The organism is Streptomyces sp. NPDC050439, from assembly GCF_040655335.1.
Taxonomy (GTDB): Bacteria; Actinomycetota; Actinomycetes; order Streptomycetales; family Streptomycetaceae; genus Streptomyces.
Genome location: NZ_JBFAJT010000001.1, coordinates 1,459,067 through 1,474,364 on the forward strand (window position 1 = coordinate 1,459,067; position 15,298 = coordinate 1,474,364).

Consider the following 15,298-nt stretch of genomic DNA (forward strand, 5'->3'; position numbering starts at 1 on the left):
AAGCCCGGTCTCGGGCCCGGGCCCGGGCACGGTCATGCGGGCCCGGTCACGGGCCCCGTCAGTACATGATCCCCACGAGGCCGTCCCCCTGCTCGGCGCAGACGAGTCCGCCCGCGCAGCAGGCGCCCCAGCTGCCGGACCCGGGGCCGAAGAGAGTCACCCGTTCCCAGTGCTCCGCCGTCGGCCTGGCCCGTGAGAGGCGCAGGCCGAGCTCGCCCACGGCCACGTCGGCGGGCGGCGGCCCGCCCGGCGACGCGGTGGCCCCGGGCAGTACGGCCACGATCTCCGCGGCGGGATAGCCGAAGAGGTCGATGTCGTCCCAGGCCACCGGAGTCGCTTCCGGGCGGTCCGGCCGGGCCCGCGCCTGGATCTCGACGCGGGCGAGCCGGTCCGTGACGCCGGGCCCGCCGCCGCCGAAGCCCAGGACCACGCCGCCGAGCTCGGCGTCGAAGTTCCACTCGGGCTCGAAGAGGAGCCCGCCGAGCCAGGCGTCGTGCGCGTGCCGGAGCTCCGCGTACTGGTCCAGGGTCAGCCCCATGCATTGCCGGTGCCGCGTGACCTTGTCGGGCGGCAGCAGTTCGAGGACCTCGCCGGGTGTCATCCCGAACTTCAACAGCCCGGCACCGCCCGGCAGTTCTACGCCGACTTCTCGCAACAACTCCAACATTGCACCATTGTTCACCCGTTGACCCAGGTGGCAAGGCTGTTGACGAGATCACACAGAAACCGGTTGCACGGGCGCCGGTCGGCGACGGTCAGGACTGGGGGCGGCTGCCGTGGTTGGCCGCGTGCTTACGGCGTGCCTTCTTCTTGCGACGTCGCTTCGATGACATGCGCTTCCCCTCTCGCCGGGTGTGCCAGGAGTGGCATTTCAGGTGTTTTCCACCGTGTTTTCCACCGTTCCATAAGCCGCCTCGCCCGGCGACTGGTAGCCCCGGAGCTCCCATGGTCGCGAGGGCATGCAAACACAATGTTCACAACACTCCATTGACAGCATCATGTGTGCCGCCCATGCTGGACGGCATGACCTCGACTCCCGAGCAGCAGCCCGCCGAGACCGACCCCTTCAGCCCCACGCACCCGGACCAGGTACGTGCGGGTCGCGCCCCCGCCGCCCTGTTCCGCATCGCCGAACGCCACGCGGCCACCGACGAGCAGCGGCGCCGACAGGTCCACGCCACGATCGTCGGTCCGTACGAGGCGGCGCGGCTCGTGACGTTCATGCTCACCGGAATCGCGGATCGCGAGGAGGGCGAGCCGGAGGTGGACCACGCGGACATCACCGCGGCGCTGACGCTCATGCCGATGGCACGCACCGAGATGGACGAGGTGGAGGCCGGGCTCCTGCAGATGGCGCGCGGCCGGGGCATGACCTGGCCGGAGATCGCCTTCGGCCTCGGCCTCGGCACTCCGCAGGCGGCGAGGCAGCGCTACGAACGGCTGGTGGGCCGTACGTCGGTCGCCGACACGGAGACCACGCCCCCGAGCCCCTGACCCCCCGCCGTATGGCTCCCCTCACGCTCCCGCGTGCCGGAGCCACACATAACTGACGGGTTGCGGGGCGTTCCACTCCTCGGCCAGAGCGGGGTCGACCGGCAGGAATCCGGCCCCGTGATAGCAGCGCAGGGCGGCGGTGTTCGCGGGGTGGACGCGCAGGAAGATCTCCGTGTGGCCGGCCCGCAGCGCCTGCTCGGCCAGGCCCCGCACCAGCCTCCGCCCGATGCCCCGCCCCCGGGCGCCCGGCGCCACGATGACCCGGGCGAGTTCCGCCTCGCCCTCCTCCTCGTCGCACCACACCTCCCCGTAGCCGAGGAGCGTGCCGCTCGCGACCAGCACATGGCCGTGCGCGTCCGGGTCCTGCTGCCACCCGGCCACCACCTGCGCCGCCACGGGGAAGTCACTCGACCCGCACCACAGCGCGACCTCGGCGGCGGAGGCGGGCCAGCGCGCCACCGTGGCCGCGTCCGCCGGGGCTAAGGGTCGAAGCTCCATGTACGATCGCTCCCGCCATGCAGATGAATGCCAACTACACCAGTCTTGTCGCGGTCGGCGACTCCTTCACCGAGGGCATGTCGGACCTCCAGCCCGACGGCAGCTACCGCGGCTGGGCAGATCTGCTCGCCGCCCGGATGGCTGCCGCCTCCCCCGGATTCCGGTACGCCAACCTCGCGGTGCGCGGGAAACTCATCGCGCAGATCGTGGCCGAGCAGGTGGACCTCGCGGCCGCCATGCAGCCCGACGTGATCACCCTGGTGGGCGGCCTCAACGACACGCTGCGCCCCAAGTGCGACATGGTCCGCGTCCGCGACCTCCTGGAAGAGGCGGTCGAACGCCTCGCCCCCGCCTGCAAGCAGCTGGTCCTGATGCGCAGCCCGGGCAGGAACGGACCCGTGTTCCAGCGTTTCCGCCCGCGCATGGAGGAACTCTTCGTCCACATCGACGACTTGGCGGAACGGCACGGCGCCACGGTCGTGGACCTGTACGGGTCTGTCGCACTCGGCGATCAGCGCATGTGGGACGTGGACCGGCTGCACCTGACGGCCGAAGGCCACCGCAGGGTCGCCGAAGCGGTGTGGCAGTCCCTCGGCTACGCCCCCGAGGACGACTGGCAGACCCTGCTCCCGGCCACGGCCCCACCGACCTGGGCGGCACGCCGCGTGGCGGACATCCGCTTCGCCCGGCAACACCTGGCCCCCTGGATAGCCCGCCGCCTCACAGGCCGCTCCTCAGGCGACGGCCTCCCGGCCAAGCGCCCGGACCTGCTGCCGTGGGAGGACCCGCGGGAGTAGGTCGCGCAGGCGCGCTCGAGGACGGCGATCCGCGACTCGGGCGCTAGTCGACCCTCTTCCAGTCCGTGCAGCCGGTCGTCTGGAAGGCCTTGTCACCGGGCGAGATCGTGACGGTCGCCGGGCCCTTGGTGTTGCCGTTGGCGATGATGTCTCCGACATCCCCGGAAGTGCTCTTGAGACGCGCCCAATAGCAGTTGTCGATGACGTCGTCCGCGGGTCCCGCGGTGCGGTACGTACCCGGCTTGGCCTCTGTTCCGACGACGAAAGTGCCGTCGCCGGGAATTCCGTCGCCGTCCCCATGCTCTTCTGAGGCCGAGGCTGAGTCGCTGGGCTTCGGCGAGGAGTCGGGCTTCCCGCTCCCCGCCACCGTCTCCGTCGCGGTGATCGTGGCAGACGGCTCTGCGCTGTCGCCGGAGTCCGACCCTCCGGTGGCCGCCGCGACGATGACGGCGCCGATGACGAACCCGGCCACTGCCGCGGCCCCATGTGTCAGCCAGCCTCGCCGGGATCGCGGTGCTCTCGGAGGTTCCGCTCCCCATCGCAGGGGTCCTCCCGGAGGCCCCGGGGCCGGATCGCCTTGGCTCCACCGCGGCGTCTTGTCACTCATGTCCTCAGGTTCCGCCCCGTCGTGCCGTCCCGCACGCGGAGCCCCTGACAGCTTGCGCCGCCGGCGCGCTTCAGTCGGCTGCCGCCCGGTTACGTACTCTCCCTCGCCGTGTCCGCGAAGGCGGCCAAGCCCTGGGACAGGGCTTCCATTGCCTGGTCGAAGGCCTGTAGTTGCTCGGGCGGGGCCGTTGGCGGTGTCGGGGTCGTGCTCCAGTGGGTGACGAGTGTCAGAGGGCGGGCGATCAGGTCCGTCGTGCGTACCGCCTGTCTGTAGACGCGGCGAGGGCCTGCCAGCATCAGGATCGCGTGCTTCGTGATCAGCTCGCGGTACTGGGCGTCTATGTCCGCGGCGCGGGCGCGGGCCGTCGCCGGGTCGAGTGGCTCGTGGAGGTCCGTCGGGTCCGGACGGTGGTGGCGGGCTATGTCGAGCAGCGCCATGCGGATCTGGGCCACCAGGGTGAGGTAGGCCAGGCACGCCTCCTGCCTCGCCTTGTTCTTGTGCAGGCGTGACGCAGACATCGCTGTGACGAGCGCCGCCGTCCCGGTGGCGACCGCCCCCACCGCCGCGCCGAGAACGGCCGCCAGTCCTTGATCCATCCCCAGCCCCCGTACCGGCCCCGTCACGCCCCCGCGCATCAGGCGTCACAGCATAGAGCGGCGCGGGCGGGGCCGCCCCAGGGGTGGCCCGCCCGCGCCGCGGGGTCGTGCGTCCTACTCCTCGACCTCGTCCTCGAAGTGGAGGGCGATGGACTGCAGTACGTCCGCCGACGTCACGTCGGTGCGTCCTTCGTCGTGCGCCTCCGCCAACTGCGCGAAGGAGAAGGCGAAGGCCGACGTGATCTGCTCGATGACCGGACTCAGTTCCCGGCCCACCACCTCGGCGACCTCTATGGCGGTGGCGTCGGCGGGGATCTCGATGCGCGGCAGCATCTCCTCCAGCATCGCGCCCACCGCGCCGCTGGGTTCGACCTCGCCGTCCGGGTTCTCCCGTACCTGTCGGCGCATCTCGATCGCCTCGGTCAGGATGCCGACGACTCTTTGGATGATCTCGCGCTGCTCCATGTGGTGAAGCCTAGACGTAGGTGGATCAACGGGAGTTGCGGCACAGCCGGTGACCGGCCGTTGTCAGTGCTCGATGACACGATGCCCGGAGCTGGACAGAACGGTGTCCGGCACGGGACGAAAGCGGGAGTGCCCATGGGCACTTGGGACGTCGGGCCGTTCGACAACGACACCGCGGCGGATTTCTGCGGCGACCTCGACGACGCGCCTGCCGAGGACCGGCTCAGTCTTGTCCGGGCCGCCCTGAGCGACGCCGCCGAAGAGGACGGAGAGCTGGACGCCAGTGTCGCCGAGACGGCCGTGGCCGCCGCCGCCCTCGTCGCCGCGCAGTGCCCGGGCGGCGAGCCCGTCGACCCCGTGTACGGGCCGGAGCAGGCGATACCCGACCTCCTGTCGCAGCGCGATCCCGCCCACCAGGCCCTGGACCGCGTGCTGGCCGAGGGCTCGGAGCTGCGCGACTTGTGGGAGGAGTCCGACGGGGAGCCGTGGCGCAAGGGAGTCGAGGGGTTGCGGCGCGTGCTGCAGCCTGTGGGCGAGTAGAGGCCCGTCACGCGGGGGCCCGCTGTCACGACGGCGCCACGCCTGGATGATGCTCCAACGTCCCCGCGCTTTCCGGACTGTACGGACGGTCAAAGAGCAGGTCGGACGGCAGGTAAACTCCGTGCACGTGACTGTCGCGCCTGCAAAGCCCCGTATCCCGAACGTCCTCGCCGGGCGTTATGCCTCCGCCGAGCTCGCCACCCTCTGGTCGCCCGAGCAGAAGGTCAAGCTGGAGCGCCAGCTCTGGCTCGCCGTCCTGCGGGCGCAGAAGGACCTGGGGATCGAGGTGCCGGACGCCGCCCTCGCCGACTACGAGCGGGTTCTCGACGACGTCGACCTCGCCTCGATCGCCGAGCGCGAGAAGGTCACGCGCCACGACGTGAAGGCCCGCATCGAGGAGTTCAACGCGCTCGCCGGGCACGAGCAGGTCCACAAGGGCATGACCTCCCGCGACCTGACCGAGAACGTGGAGCAGCTGCAGGTCCGCCTCTCCCTGGAGCTGGTGCGCGACCGCACCGTCGCGGTGCTCGCGCGCCTGGGCAAGCTGTCGGGCGAGTACGCGGAGCTGGTCATGGCCGGCCGCTCCCACAACGTCGCCGCGCAGGCGACGACCCTGGGCAAGCGCTTCGCGACGACCGCCGACGAGCTGCTCGTCGCGTTCCGCCGCGTCGACGACCTGCTGCGCCGCTACCCCCTGCGCGGCATCAAGGGCCCCGTAGGCACGGCCCAGGACATGCTCGACCTGCTCGGCGGCGACGCCGACAAGCTGACCGAGCTGGAGCAGCGCATCGCCGGTCACCTCGGCTTCGACCGCGCCTTCACCTCGGTCGGTCAGGTCTACCCCCGCTCCCTCGACTACGAGGTCGTCACCGCCCTGGTGCAGCTCGCCTCGGGCCCCTCGTCGCTGGCCAAGACCATCCGGCTGATGGCCGGGCACGAGCTCGTCACCGAAGGCTTCAAGCCTGGCCAGGTCGGCTCGTCCGCGATGCCGCACAAGATGAACACCCGCTCCTGCGAGCGCGTCAACGGCCTCACGGTCATCCTGCGCGGCTATGCCTCGATGACCGGCGAGCTGGCGGGCGACCAGTGGAACGAGGGCGACGTCTCCTGCTCGGTCGTACGCCGTGTCGCCCTGCCCGACGCGTTCTTCGCCCTTGACGGGCTCCTGGAGACGTTCCTGACCGTGCTCGACGAGTTCGGCGCCTTCCCGGCCGTCGTCGCGCGCGAGCTGGACCGCTACCTCCCCTTCCTCGCCACCACCAAGGTCCTGATGGCCTCGGTGCGCGCGGGCGTCGGCCGCGAGGAGGCCCACGAGGCCATCAAGGAGAACGCCGTCGCCTCCGCGCTCGCCATGCGCGAGCAGGGCGCCGAGCGCAACGAACTCCTCGACAAGCTCGCCGCGGACTCCCGCATCCCGCTGGACCGCGCGGAGCTCGATGCCCTCATGGCCGACAAGCTGTCGTTCACGGGCGCGGCCAGCGACCAGGTCGCCGTCGTCGTCGCGCAGATCGAGGCCCTGCTCAAGGAGCACCCCGAGGCCGCTTCGTACGCGCCGGGGGCGATTCTCTAGGGCTCTCAGCGGGGGCTGCCCTTGCTGCGGGTGCGCCGTGGCTTGTCGCGCGGTTCCCCGCGCCCCTTGAGGGCGCGCACCCGCAGCGCCACGAAAATCAGTGCCCCCAGCGCCACCACGGCGAGCACGCCCTTGGAGTACAGGCCCACCAGGTCGCTGACCTGGTGCCAGCGGCTGCCGAGTGCGTGGCCGATCAGGATGAAGACCGCGTTCCAGATGAGGCTGCCCGCGGTCGTCAGGGCGATGAAGACGGGCAGGCGCATCCGCTCCACGCCCGCCGGCACCGAGATCATGCTGCGGAAGATCGGGATCATCCGGCCGAAGAAGACCGCCTTGGTGCCGTGCCGGGCGAACCACTTCTCCGTGCGCTCGATGTCGGACGCCTTCACGAGCGGGAGGCGGGCCGCGATGGCCACGGTGCGGTCCCGGCCGAGCAGCGCGCCGATCGCGTAGAGGGCGAGCGCGCCGATCACGGAGCCCGCCGTGGTCCAGAGCAGGACCGTGATCAGGCCGAACTTGCCCTGGCTCGCGGCGAAGCCCGCGAGGGGCAGGATCACCTCGCTGGGCAGCGGCGGGAACAGGTTCTCCAGGGCGATGGCCGCTCCGGCGCCGACGGCGCCGAACGAGTCCATGAGATCGGCGGCCCAGCCCGCGACACCGCCGACAGGGGCTTCGTTCGCGGGGGCCGAGGCTTCGTGCGCGGCAGTGAGGATCATGCACTCGACGCTACGGAAGGCATGGCGCGCGGCGGTATGAGGGCGGCCACACAGGTCGTGTGCGGTGTACCGCAGGGCAGCATTGTGGTTTTCCGCAGTCCCCGTGGCCCGGCCGTTGGGCTAGCGTCATCGATCATGCGTACGCATCTCCAGCGCTGGCTCAGGGTGACCGTCGGCGTCCTCGTCGGCGCCTTCACCGGCCTCGTCGAGCTGGCCTTCGCCCTGGTGGCCGGATTGTGGCTGCTCGCCACCCTGGGGCGGCGCACCGGGCGCGGCGCCGAGGCCCGGATCGTGGACGGAGCCCGGCGGCTGGCCGATCTCGAGCGGCGGCGCATGACCGCCTTCTTCGGCACCGAGCTGGCCACGCCGCCGACCGGCCTGCCCGCCGTGAACTACATCGCGTCGCGCTGGGCGGTCGGACTGCTCGGCGGTGTCGTGCTCGGCTGCGCGCTGCTAGGGGCGGGGTACGCCTCGCTGGCGGTGTGGGGCTGGTTCGTCGCCGACATCGACTCCCCCGTAACCCTGATCCTCTCCTCGGTCGGCGGACTCTTCCTGTTCTACCTCTGTGTGCAGGGCACGTACGGCGTCGCCCTCGCGGACGAGCGGCACGCCCGCCGGTACCTCGGCCCGAACGACGGGCAGCTCATGGAGCGCAGGATCGGCGAGCTCGTCGCGAGCCGCGCCGGTGTGGTGGAGGCCGTGCACGACGAGCGACGGCGCATCGAACGCGACCTGCACGACGGCGTACAGCAGCGCATCGTCGCCCTCGGCATGCTGCTCGGCAGGGCCCGCCGCGCCTCCGAGCCCCAGAAGTCCGCGCGGCTCCTCGCCCAGGCGCACGAGGAGACCCAGCAGGCCCTGGTCGAGCTGCGCGAGGTCGCCTGGCGCGTCTACCCCGCGACGCTCGACGAGGGCGGCCTCGCCGCCGCCCTGGAGACGGTCGCCGAGCGGGCCGCGATCCCCGTACGCCTGCACTGCGACCTGCGCGAGACACCGCCACCGACCGCCCAGGCCGTGGCGTACTTCGTCGCCGCCGAAGCCGTCACCAATGCCGTCAAGCACTCCGGCGCCACCCTCGTCAGCGTCCACGGCGAGCGGCGGGGTGCCGTGCTGCACCTGCGCGTCGAGGACGACGGGCGGGGCGGCGCCGACCCGTCCGGCAGCGGTCTGCTCGGGCTCGCCCGGCGCGTGGCCGCCCTGGACGGCACCCTCACCGTGGAGAGCCCCGCCGGTGGGCCCACCCTCATCACCGCGGAGCTCCCATGCGCGTAATGCTCGCCGACGACTCGACGCTGCTGCGGGAGGGCCTGGCCCGGCTCCTCGTGGACGAGGGGCACACCGTCACGGCCTCGGTCGGTGACGCGCGGGCGCTGCTCGCCGCCGTGGCCGAGGACCCGCCGGATGCCGCCGTGATCGACGTAAGGATGCCGCCCACGCACACCGACGAGGGGCTGCGGGCCGCGCTCGAGATCCGGGCGAAGTGGCCGGAGACGAGCGTGCTCGTGCTGTCCCAGTACGTCGAACGCCGTTACGCCACCGAGCTGTTGACCACCGCGACCGAAGGGGTCGGCTATCTGCTCAAGGACCGGGTCGTCCAGGTCGACGAGTTCCTGGACGCCTTGGAGCGGGTCGCGTCGGGCCAGACCGCCTTCGACCCCGAGGTCGTACGGCAGTTGCTGACCCTCAGCAGCCACACCGACCCGCTCCAGCGTCTGACCCCGCGCGAGCGCGAGGTGCTCGGCAAGATGGCGCAGGGGCACACGAACGCGGCGATCGCCGGTCAGCTGCACGTCTCGCAGAGCGCCGTCGAGAAGTACATCAACGCGATCTTCGACAAGCTGGAGCTGACCGGGACGACGGGCTACAGCCGCCGTGTGCTGGCCGTCCTGCGCTATCTCGGGTCCTGACCGCTAGAGGCCCACATCGCGGCTGCGGAAGTCTTCCAGGGACTCGCGCCGCACCAGGAGCCGCGCGTGCCCGTCGGCGACGGCCACCACGGGCGGGCGACCGACGAGGTTGTAGCCGGAGGCCATCGAGAGGTGGTAGGCGCCGGCCACCGGCACGCCCAGGATGTCCCCCGGCCGTACGTCGCCCGGCAGTTCGATGTCGGAGGCGAGCACGTCGCCCGCCTCGCAGTGCCGCCCGACGACGGTCACCGGCGCGGACGCGACCGTGGAGTGCCGGCCGATCAGGCGCGGCGCGTACCGCACGCCGTACAGCGCGGGCCGCGGGTTGTCGCTCATCCCGCCGTCCACGGCGACGAAGGTGCGCCCGCCGGTGCGTTTGACGGCGAGCACGCGGTAGAGGGCCACTCCGGCGGGGCCCGCGATGGCGCGCCCCGGTTCGATGAGCAGCTTGGGCACGGTGAGTCCGGCCGCCGCGCAGCTCCCGGTCAGTTCGGCGCGCACCTTGCGGGCGAGGGCGGTGATGTCGAGCGCTTCCTCGCCGGGGCGGTAGGCGATGCCGTGGCCGCCGCCGAGGTCGAGTTCGGGGAGGGTGACGCCGTGCTGCTCCTTGACGCGGGCCATCAGGCCGACCAGTCGGCGTACGGCGGCCAGGAATGGCTTCTCGGTGGTGATCTGCGAGCCCAAGTGGCAGTGCAGTCCGGCCAGTTCGAGGCCGGGCTGGCCGAGGATGCGGGCGATGGCGTGCTGCGCGGACCCATCGGTGATCGACAGGCCGAACTTCTGGTCGTCGGTCCCGGTGCGGATCTTGGCGTGGCCGCCCGCCGCGATGCCCGGCACCACCCGGACCAGCACCTTCTGGCGACTGCCCGGCGGCACGGCGGCGGCAAGGCGCGCGATCTCGGAGGCGCTGTCGATGACGATGCGCCCGACGCCGAGCCGCAGCGCGGCCTCCAGGTCGTGCGGGCTCTTGGCGTTGCCGTGCAGCACGATGCGCTCGGCGGGGAAGCCCGTGGTGACGGCGAGCTCCAGTTCCCCGGCGGAGCAGACGTCGAGCCCGAGACCCTCCTCCGCCACCCAGTGGGCCATGGCGCGGCACAGGAACGCCTTGGCCGCGTAGTGCACTGCGGCGTCGGGGAAGGCGTGCAGGTAGGTGCGGCAACGCGTGCGTACGTCACCTTCGTCGATGAGGTAGGCCGGGGTGCCGAAACGCCCGGCGATCGCGGTGAGTGGTACGCCGCCGACGGCGAGGTCGCCGTGGGGCAGCCGCGTGGTGGACGCGGGCCAGACGGACAGGTCGTCGTCAGCCGTCGCGCCGGCGGTCAGGGGGTCGTACAGGGTGGTCACGGTCAGTCTCTCTTTCGCCTCGTCCTCGTTCCGCATGCCGCATGCCGCATTGCGCAGGCCGCGTCCGCGTCTCAGCCGACTCAGGCGGTCAGCGCGCCGACCGCCCGCGGGTCCCACGCGCGCCAGGCGGGTGTGGGCCGCCGGGGTGCGCCGACGGGGTGCGCGGCGAGACGTGGGTCGACGGTGACCTCGCGGACGCCGAGCGGTTCGGTGAGGGTGCGCAGCGCGGGCTCCGAGAGCCTGATCCAGGCCTGGCGGTCGCCGAGGGCGGCGCTGAGCCGCTGGGGCGTGGTGAAGGCAACGGCGGTGCGGCCGCCCACGGGGGTGCGGAACAGGCGGGCGACGCAGCCCGCGGGTCCCGGCCGGACGGGGACGAAGAGCGGTCCGGCCGGGCCGGGTTCAAGGGGCTCGGGGTCCTCGCCGCACTGGGTCTCTGCCATGGGGTTCCTCCTCGGGGACATGTGGTGACGCTATGTCCGGCACCAGGTGCCGACCGAGCCCTCATGACGGGACGTTGACGGCGGGGTGACCCGCGTTGACGAGGGCTTGACGCCCTCGCTCTCGCAGCGCATCGGCCGCGGTGCGGAAGAGTCAAGGCAACGCCGTAGCCGTCCGCTCGTTTGAGATCAAGAGAGTGCGGGAGAGGCCAAGGTCACAGCCCTGGACGGCACCGAGTGCCAGGGTTTGCGCCCTAGCATCATGCCCATGACGGTCCTGCCTGACGACGGGCTTTCCCTGGCCGCCGAGTTCCCTGATGCGACCCATGAGCAGTGGCAGCGCCTGGTGGAAGGCGTGCTGCGCAAATCGGGTAAGGACGTATCGGGGCCGGCCGCCGAGGAAGCGCTGTCCACCGCACTCGAGGACGGGCTCAGCACCCGCCCCCTGTACACCGCCCGTGAAGCCGCGCCTGACGCCGGTTACCCGGGTTTCGCCCCCTTTGTCAGGGGCGGTACCGCTGCGGGCAGTGCCGCGGCCGGCTGGGACGTACGGCAGCGGCACGCGGCCACGGACCCCGCGGCATCGAACGAGACCGTGCTCGCGGACCTGGAGAATGGCGTCACCTCGCTGTGGATCGGCGTCGGCCCCGGCGCTCTCCCGGTCTCCGGCATCGAGCGCGCCCTGGAGGGCGTCTTCCTCGATCTGGCGCCGGTGGCCATGGACGCGGGCGCCGAATTCGAGCCCGCGGCACGCGAGTTGTTCCGGCTGTACGAGGAGCGGGGCATCCCGAAGGACTCCGCGCGCGGCACGCTCGGCGCGGACCCCCTCGGCCACGAGGCCCGCACCGGGGAGCGCCTTGACCCGGCCGCCGCGACCGGGCTGGCCCGCCTGTGCGGCCAGGAGTACCCGAACCTCCGCGCGCTGACCGTCGACGCCCTGCCCTACCACGAGGCGGGCGGCTCGGCCGGGCAGGAGCTCGGCGCCTCCCTCGCCACGGCGGTCGCCTACCTGCGCGAGCTGACCGAGGCGGGGCTCACGGTCGAGGCGGCCTGCGCGCAGCTGGAGTTCCGGTACGCGGCCACCGCCGATCAGTTCCTGACCATCGCGAAGCTGCGGGCGGCCCGGCGGCTGTGGGCCCGCGTGGCCGAGGTCTGCGGCGCACCGGACGCGGGGGCGCAGCGCCAGCACGCCGTGACCTCGCCGGTGATGATGTCGCGCCGCGATCCGTGGGTGAACATGCTGCGCACGACCGTGGCCTGCCTGGGCGCGGGTGTCGGCGGCGCCGACTCGGTGACCGTGCTGCCCTTCGACCACTCGCTCGGCCTGCCGGACGCGTTCGCGCGCCGCATCGCCCGCAACACCTCGACGATCCTCCTGGAGGAGTCGCACCTCGCCAAGGTGATCGATCCTGCGGGCGGCTCCTGGTACGTGGAGCGGCTCACCGATGAACTGGCCCACGCGGGCTGGGAGTTCTTCCAGGAGATCGAGCGCGCGGGCGGCCAGGCGGCGGCCCTGCGCTCCGGCCTGATCGGCGAACGCCTCGCCGCCACCTGGGCCAGGCGCAGCGAGAAGCTGGCCAAGCGGCGTGAACCGATCACCGGTGTCAGCGAGTTCCCGAACCTGACGGAACGTCCGGTCGAGCGCGAGGCCCCGCCCGCCGAGGCGACGGGCGGCCTGCCGCGCGTCCGCCGCGACGAGGCGTACGAGGTCCTGCGCTCCCGCTCGGACGCGCACCTCGCCTCGACGGGGGCCCGCCCCCGGGTCTTCCTCGCCGCGCTCGGCCCGGCCGCCGCACACACCGCGCGCGCCTCCTTCGCCTCGAACCTCTTCCAGGCGGGCGGCATCGAAGCCGTGCACGACCCGGCGACGGTCGACGCGACGACGGCCGCCGACGCGTTCAAGGCAAGCGGTGCCACGGTGGCGTGCGTCTGCTCCAGCGACGCGCTCTACGAGGAGCAGGCCGAAGCGGTCGCCGAGGCCCTCAAGTCGGCGGGCGCTCAGCGGGTGTTCCTCGCCGGACGCCCGGCCGAGTACCCATCGGTCGACGCGTACGTATTCGCGGGCTGCGACGCCGTGTCCGTGCTCTCCTCCACCCTCGACCACATGGGAGTGGCGTAATGGCGATCCCCGACTTCTCCGGCGTCGGCCTGACGCCGGATGCCACGTCTGAGTCCGCCGTCTCCCAGGACCAATGGCGCAGCGCCGTCAAGGAGTCCACGGGCAAGGCGGACGACGACCTCCTGTGGGAGACCCCGGAGGGCATCGCGGTCAAGCCGCTCTACACGGGCGCCGACCTCGAAGGGCTCGACTTCCTGGAGACGTATCCGGGTGTCGCGCCCTACCTGCGCGGCCCGTACCCGACGATGTACGTCAACCAGCCCTGGACGATCCGGCAGTACGCGGGCTTCTCCACCGCCGAGGAGTCCAACGCCTTCTACCGCCGCAACCTCGCGGCCGGGCAGAAGGGCCTCTCGGTCGCCTTCGACCTGCCCACGCACCGCGGTTACGACAGTGACCACCCGCGGGTGACGGGCGACGTCGGCATGGCGGGCGTGGCGATCGACTCGATCTACGACATGCGTCAGCTCTTCGACGGCATCCCGCTGGACAAGATGACCGTGTCGATGACGATGAACGGCGCCGTGCTTCCCGTGCTCGCGCTCTACATCGTGGCCGCCGAGGAACAGGGCGTACCGCCCGAGAAGCTGGCCGGGACCATCCAGAACGACATCCTCAAAGAGTTCATGGTCCGCAACACCTACATCTATCCGCCCAAGCCCTCGATGCGGATCATCTCCGACATCTTCGCGTACACCTCGCAGAAGATGCCGCGCTACAACTCCATCTCGATCTCCGGCTATCACATCCAGGAGGCGGGCGCGACGGCCGACCTGGAGCTCGCGTACACCCTCGCCGACGGCGTGGAGTACCTGCGGGCGGGTCAGGAAGCGGGCCTGGACGTCGACGCGTTCGCGCCGCGGCTCTCCTTCTTCTGGGCGATCGGCATGAACTTCTTCATGGAGGTCGCCAAGCTCCGCGCGGCGCGCCTCCTGTGGGCGAAGCTGGTCAAGCAGTTCGACCCGAAGAACCCCAAGTCGCTCTCGCTGCGCACCCATTCGCAGACCTCGGGCTGGTCGCTCACCGCGCAGGACGTGTTCAACAACGTCACGCGTACGTGTGTGGAGGCGATGGCAGCGACGCAGGGCCACACCCAGTCGCTGCACACGAACGCCCTCGACGAGGCGCTCGCCCTGCCCACCGACTTCTCCGCACGCATCGCCCGCAACACCCAGCTGCTCATCCAGCAGGAGTCGGGCACGACGCGCACGATCGACCCGTGGGGCGGCAGCGCGTACGTCGAGAAGCTGACGCACGACCTGGCGCGGCGCGCCTGGCAGCACATCGAGGAGGTCGAGGCCGCGGGCGGCATGGCGCAGGCCATCGACGCCGGCATCCCGAAGCTGCGCGTCGAGGAGGCCGCGGCCCGTACGCAGGCGCGGATCGACTCGGGGCGTCAGCCCGTGATCGGCGTCAACAAGTACCGAGTGGAGACCGACGAGCAGATCGACGTCCTCAAGGTCGACAACTCGTCCGTACGCAGCCAGCAGATCGCCAAGCTGAAGCGGCTGCGCGAGGAGCGCGACGAGGCGGCCTGCCAGGACGCGCTGCGGGCGCTGACGGCGGCGGCCGAGCGGGACCCCGGTCCGGGCCTCGAGGGCAACCTCTTGGCTCTGGCGGTCGACGCGGCCCGCGCGAAGGCGACCGTCGGCGAGATCTCGGACGCCCTGGAGACCTCGTACGGGCGGCACGCGGGGCAGATCCGTACGATCTCCGGTGTGTACCGCACCGAAGCAGGCTCGTCCCCGTCCGTGGAGCGCACCCGCACCCTCGTGTCCTCCTTCGAGGAGGCCGAGGGGCGCCGGCCGCGCATCCTGGTCGCCAAGATGGGCCAGGACGGCCACGACCGCGGCCAGAAGGTCATCGCCACCGCCTTCGCCGACCTCGGCTTCGACGTGGACGTCGGCCCGCTCTTCCAGACCCCGGCGGAGGTCGCGCGCCAGGCGGTCGAGGCGGACGTGCACATCGTCGGCGTCTCGTCGCTGGCCGCCGGGCACCTCACGCTCGTGCCGGCGCTGCGTGCGGAGCTGGCCGCCGAGGGCCGCGAGGACATCATGATCGTCGTGGGTGGCGTGATCCCGCCGCAGGACGTGCCGACGCTCCTGGAGATGGGCGCCGCCGCGGTCTTCCCGCCCGGCACGGTGATCCCGGACGCCGCGTACGACCTGGTGAAGCGGCTGGCGGCCGACCTCGGCCACGAGCTGTGAG

General features: G+C 71.8%; 16 protein-coding genes. 8 read left to right on the forward strand and 8 right to left on the reverse strand.

Translation table 11 applies throughout. The features are described from left to right. Nucleotides 1–58: 58 nt before the first annotated feature. Entirely contained in the window at nucleotides 59–667 is a 609-nt protein-coding gene (locus AB0I66_RS06515; RefSeq protein WP_363206551.1) for a hypothetical protein, read from the reverse strand. A 356-nt stretch (nucleotides 668–1,023) separates the two neighbouring features. On the opposite strand from AB0I66_RS06515, the gene AB0I66_RS06520 reads away from it, so the two are divergent. Further along, on the forward strand, nucleotides 1,024–1,494 hold the full coding sequence (locus AB0I66_RS06520; protein ID WP_363206552.1) for a DNA-binding protein: 471 nt from the start codon (nucleotides 1,024–1,026) through the stop codon (nucleotides 1,492–1,494). A gap of 21 nt (nucleotides 1,495–1,515) precedes the next feature. On the opposite strand, the gene AB0I66_RS06525 is transcribed toward AB0I66_RS06520, so the two are convergent. Beyond that, the gene (locus AB0I66_RS06525; protein WP_363206553.1) at nucleotides 1,516–1,992 is read right to left on the reverse strand and encodes a GNAT family N-acetyltransferase; all 477 of its coding nucleotides are present in this window, start codon (nucleotides 1,990–1,992) and stop codon (nucleotides 1,516–1,518) included. A gap of 17 nt (nucleotides 1,993–2,009) precedes the next feature. Here AB0I66_RS06525 and AB0I66_RS06530 point away from each other — a divergent pair, with 17 nt between their 5' ends. After that, nucleotides 2,010–2,789 carry an SGNH/GDSL hydrolase family protein gene (locus tag AB0I66_RS06530; protein WP_363206554.1) on the forward strand — a complete coding sequence of 260 codons (780 nt, stop codon included), beginning with the start codon at nucleotides 2,010–2,012 and terminating at the stop codon, nucleotides 2,787–2,789. Nucleotides 2,790–2,832: 43 nt separating this feature from the next. On the opposite strand, the gene AB0I66_RS06535 is transcribed toward AB0I66_RS06530, so the two are convergent. The 3 genes from AB0I66_RS06535 to AB0I66_RS06545 form a co-directional block, all read right to left on the reverse strand. Then, complete coding sequence (locus tag AB0I66_RS06535) at nucleotides 2,833–3,261, reverse strand: hypothetical protein (protein ID WP_363206555.1); 429 nt, start codon at nucleotides 3,259–3,261, stop codon at nucleotides 2,833–2,835. Between the two features lie 224 nt (nucleotides 3,262–3,485). Beyond that, nucleotides 3,486–3,992 (reverse strand): hypothetical protein, encoded by a 507-nt coding sequence (locus AB0I66_RS06540; RefSeq protein WP_363206556.1) that lies wholly within the window; start codon nucleotides 3,990–3,992, stop codon nucleotides 3,486–3,488. A gap of 114 nt (nucleotides 3,993–4,106) precedes the next feature. After that, nucleotides 4,107–4,457 (reverse strand): hypothetical protein, encoded by a 351-nt coding sequence (locus AB0I66_RS06545; RefSeq protein ID WP_363206557.1) that lies wholly within the window; start codon nucleotides 4,455–4,457, stop codon nucleotides 4,107–4,109. 135 nt (nucleotides 4,458–4,592) lie between these two features. Between AB0I66_RS06545 and AB0I66_RS06550 the strand changes: the two genes are divergently transcribed. After that, nucleotides 4,593–4,997, forward strand: coding sequence for a DUF4259 domain-containing protein (locus AB0I66_RS06550; protein WP_363206558.1), 405 nt, complete (start codon nucleotides 4,593–4,595; stop codon nucleotides 4,995–4,997). 127 nt (nucleotides 4,998–5,124) lie between these two features. Next, nucleotides 5,125–6,567: an adenylosuccinate lyase gene (purB, locus tag AB0I66_RS06555; RefSeq protein WP_363206559.1), complete on the forward strand. Its 1,443-nt coding sequence runs from the start codon at nucleotides 5,125–5,127 to the stop codon at nucleotides 6,565–6,567. A 5-nt stretch (nucleotides 6,568–6,572) separates the two neighbouring features. Here purB and AB0I66_RS06560 read toward each other — a convergent pair whose 3' ends face one another. Continuing rightward, a complete protein-coding gene (locus tag AB0I66_RS06560) occupies nucleotides 6,573–7,283 on the reverse strand; it encodes a DedA family protein (RefSeq protein WP_363206560.1) in 711 nt (236 codons plus the stop codon). A gap of 135 nt (nucleotides 7,284–7,418) precedes the next feature. Between AB0I66_RS06560 and AB0I66_RS06565 the strand changes: the two genes are divergently transcribed. Next, complete coding sequence (locus AB0I66_RS06565; protein WP_363206561.1) at nucleotides 7,419–8,555, forward strand: histidine kinase; 1,137 nt, start codon at nucleotides 7,419–7,421, stop codon at nucleotides 8,553–8,555. Beyond that, nucleotides 8,555–9,190, forward strand: coding sequence for a response regulator transcription factor (locus AB0I66_RS06570; RefSeq protein WP_363206708.1), 636 nt, complete (start codon nucleotides 8,555–8,557; stop codon nucleotides 9,188–9,190). The genes AB0I66_RS06565 and AB0I66_RS06570 overlap by 1 nt, the downstream gene beginning before the upstream one ends. A gap of 3 nt (nucleotides 9,191–9,193) precedes the next feature. On the opposite strand, the gene lysA is transcribed toward AB0I66_RS06570, so the two are convergent. Then, entirely contained in the window at nucleotides 9,194–10,534 is a 1,341-nt protein-coding gene (gene lysA, locus AB0I66_RS06575) for a diaminopimelate decarboxylase (RefSeq protein WP_363206562.1), read from the reverse strand. Between the two features lie 80 nt (nucleotides 10,535–10,614). Then, nucleotides 10,615–10,974, reverse strand: a complete 360-nt coding sequence (locus AB0I66_RS06580) for an SAV_915 family protein (protein WP_363206563.1) — start codon at nucleotides 10,972–10,974, stop codon at nucleotides 10,615–10,617. Nucleotides 10,975–11,239: 265 nt separating this feature from the next. Between AB0I66_RS06580 and mutA the strand changes: the two genes are divergently transcribed. Next, nucleotides 11,240–13,090: a methylmalonyl-CoA mutase small subunit gene (mutA, locus tag AB0I66_RS06585; RefSeq protein WP_363206564.1), complete on the forward strand. Its 1,851-nt coding sequence runs from the start codon at nucleotides 11,240–11,242 to the stop codon at nucleotides 13,088–13,090. Continuing rightward, on the forward strand, nucleotides 13,090–15,297 hold the full coding sequence (gene scpA / locus AB0I66_RS06590) for a methylmalonyl-CoA mutase (RefSeq protein ID WP_363206565.1): 2,208 nt from the start codon (nucleotides 13,090–13,092) through the stop codon (nucleotides 15,295–15,297). Before mutA ends, scpA begins: the two co-directional genes overlap by 1 nt. Nucleotide 15,298 lies beyond the last annotated feature (1 nt).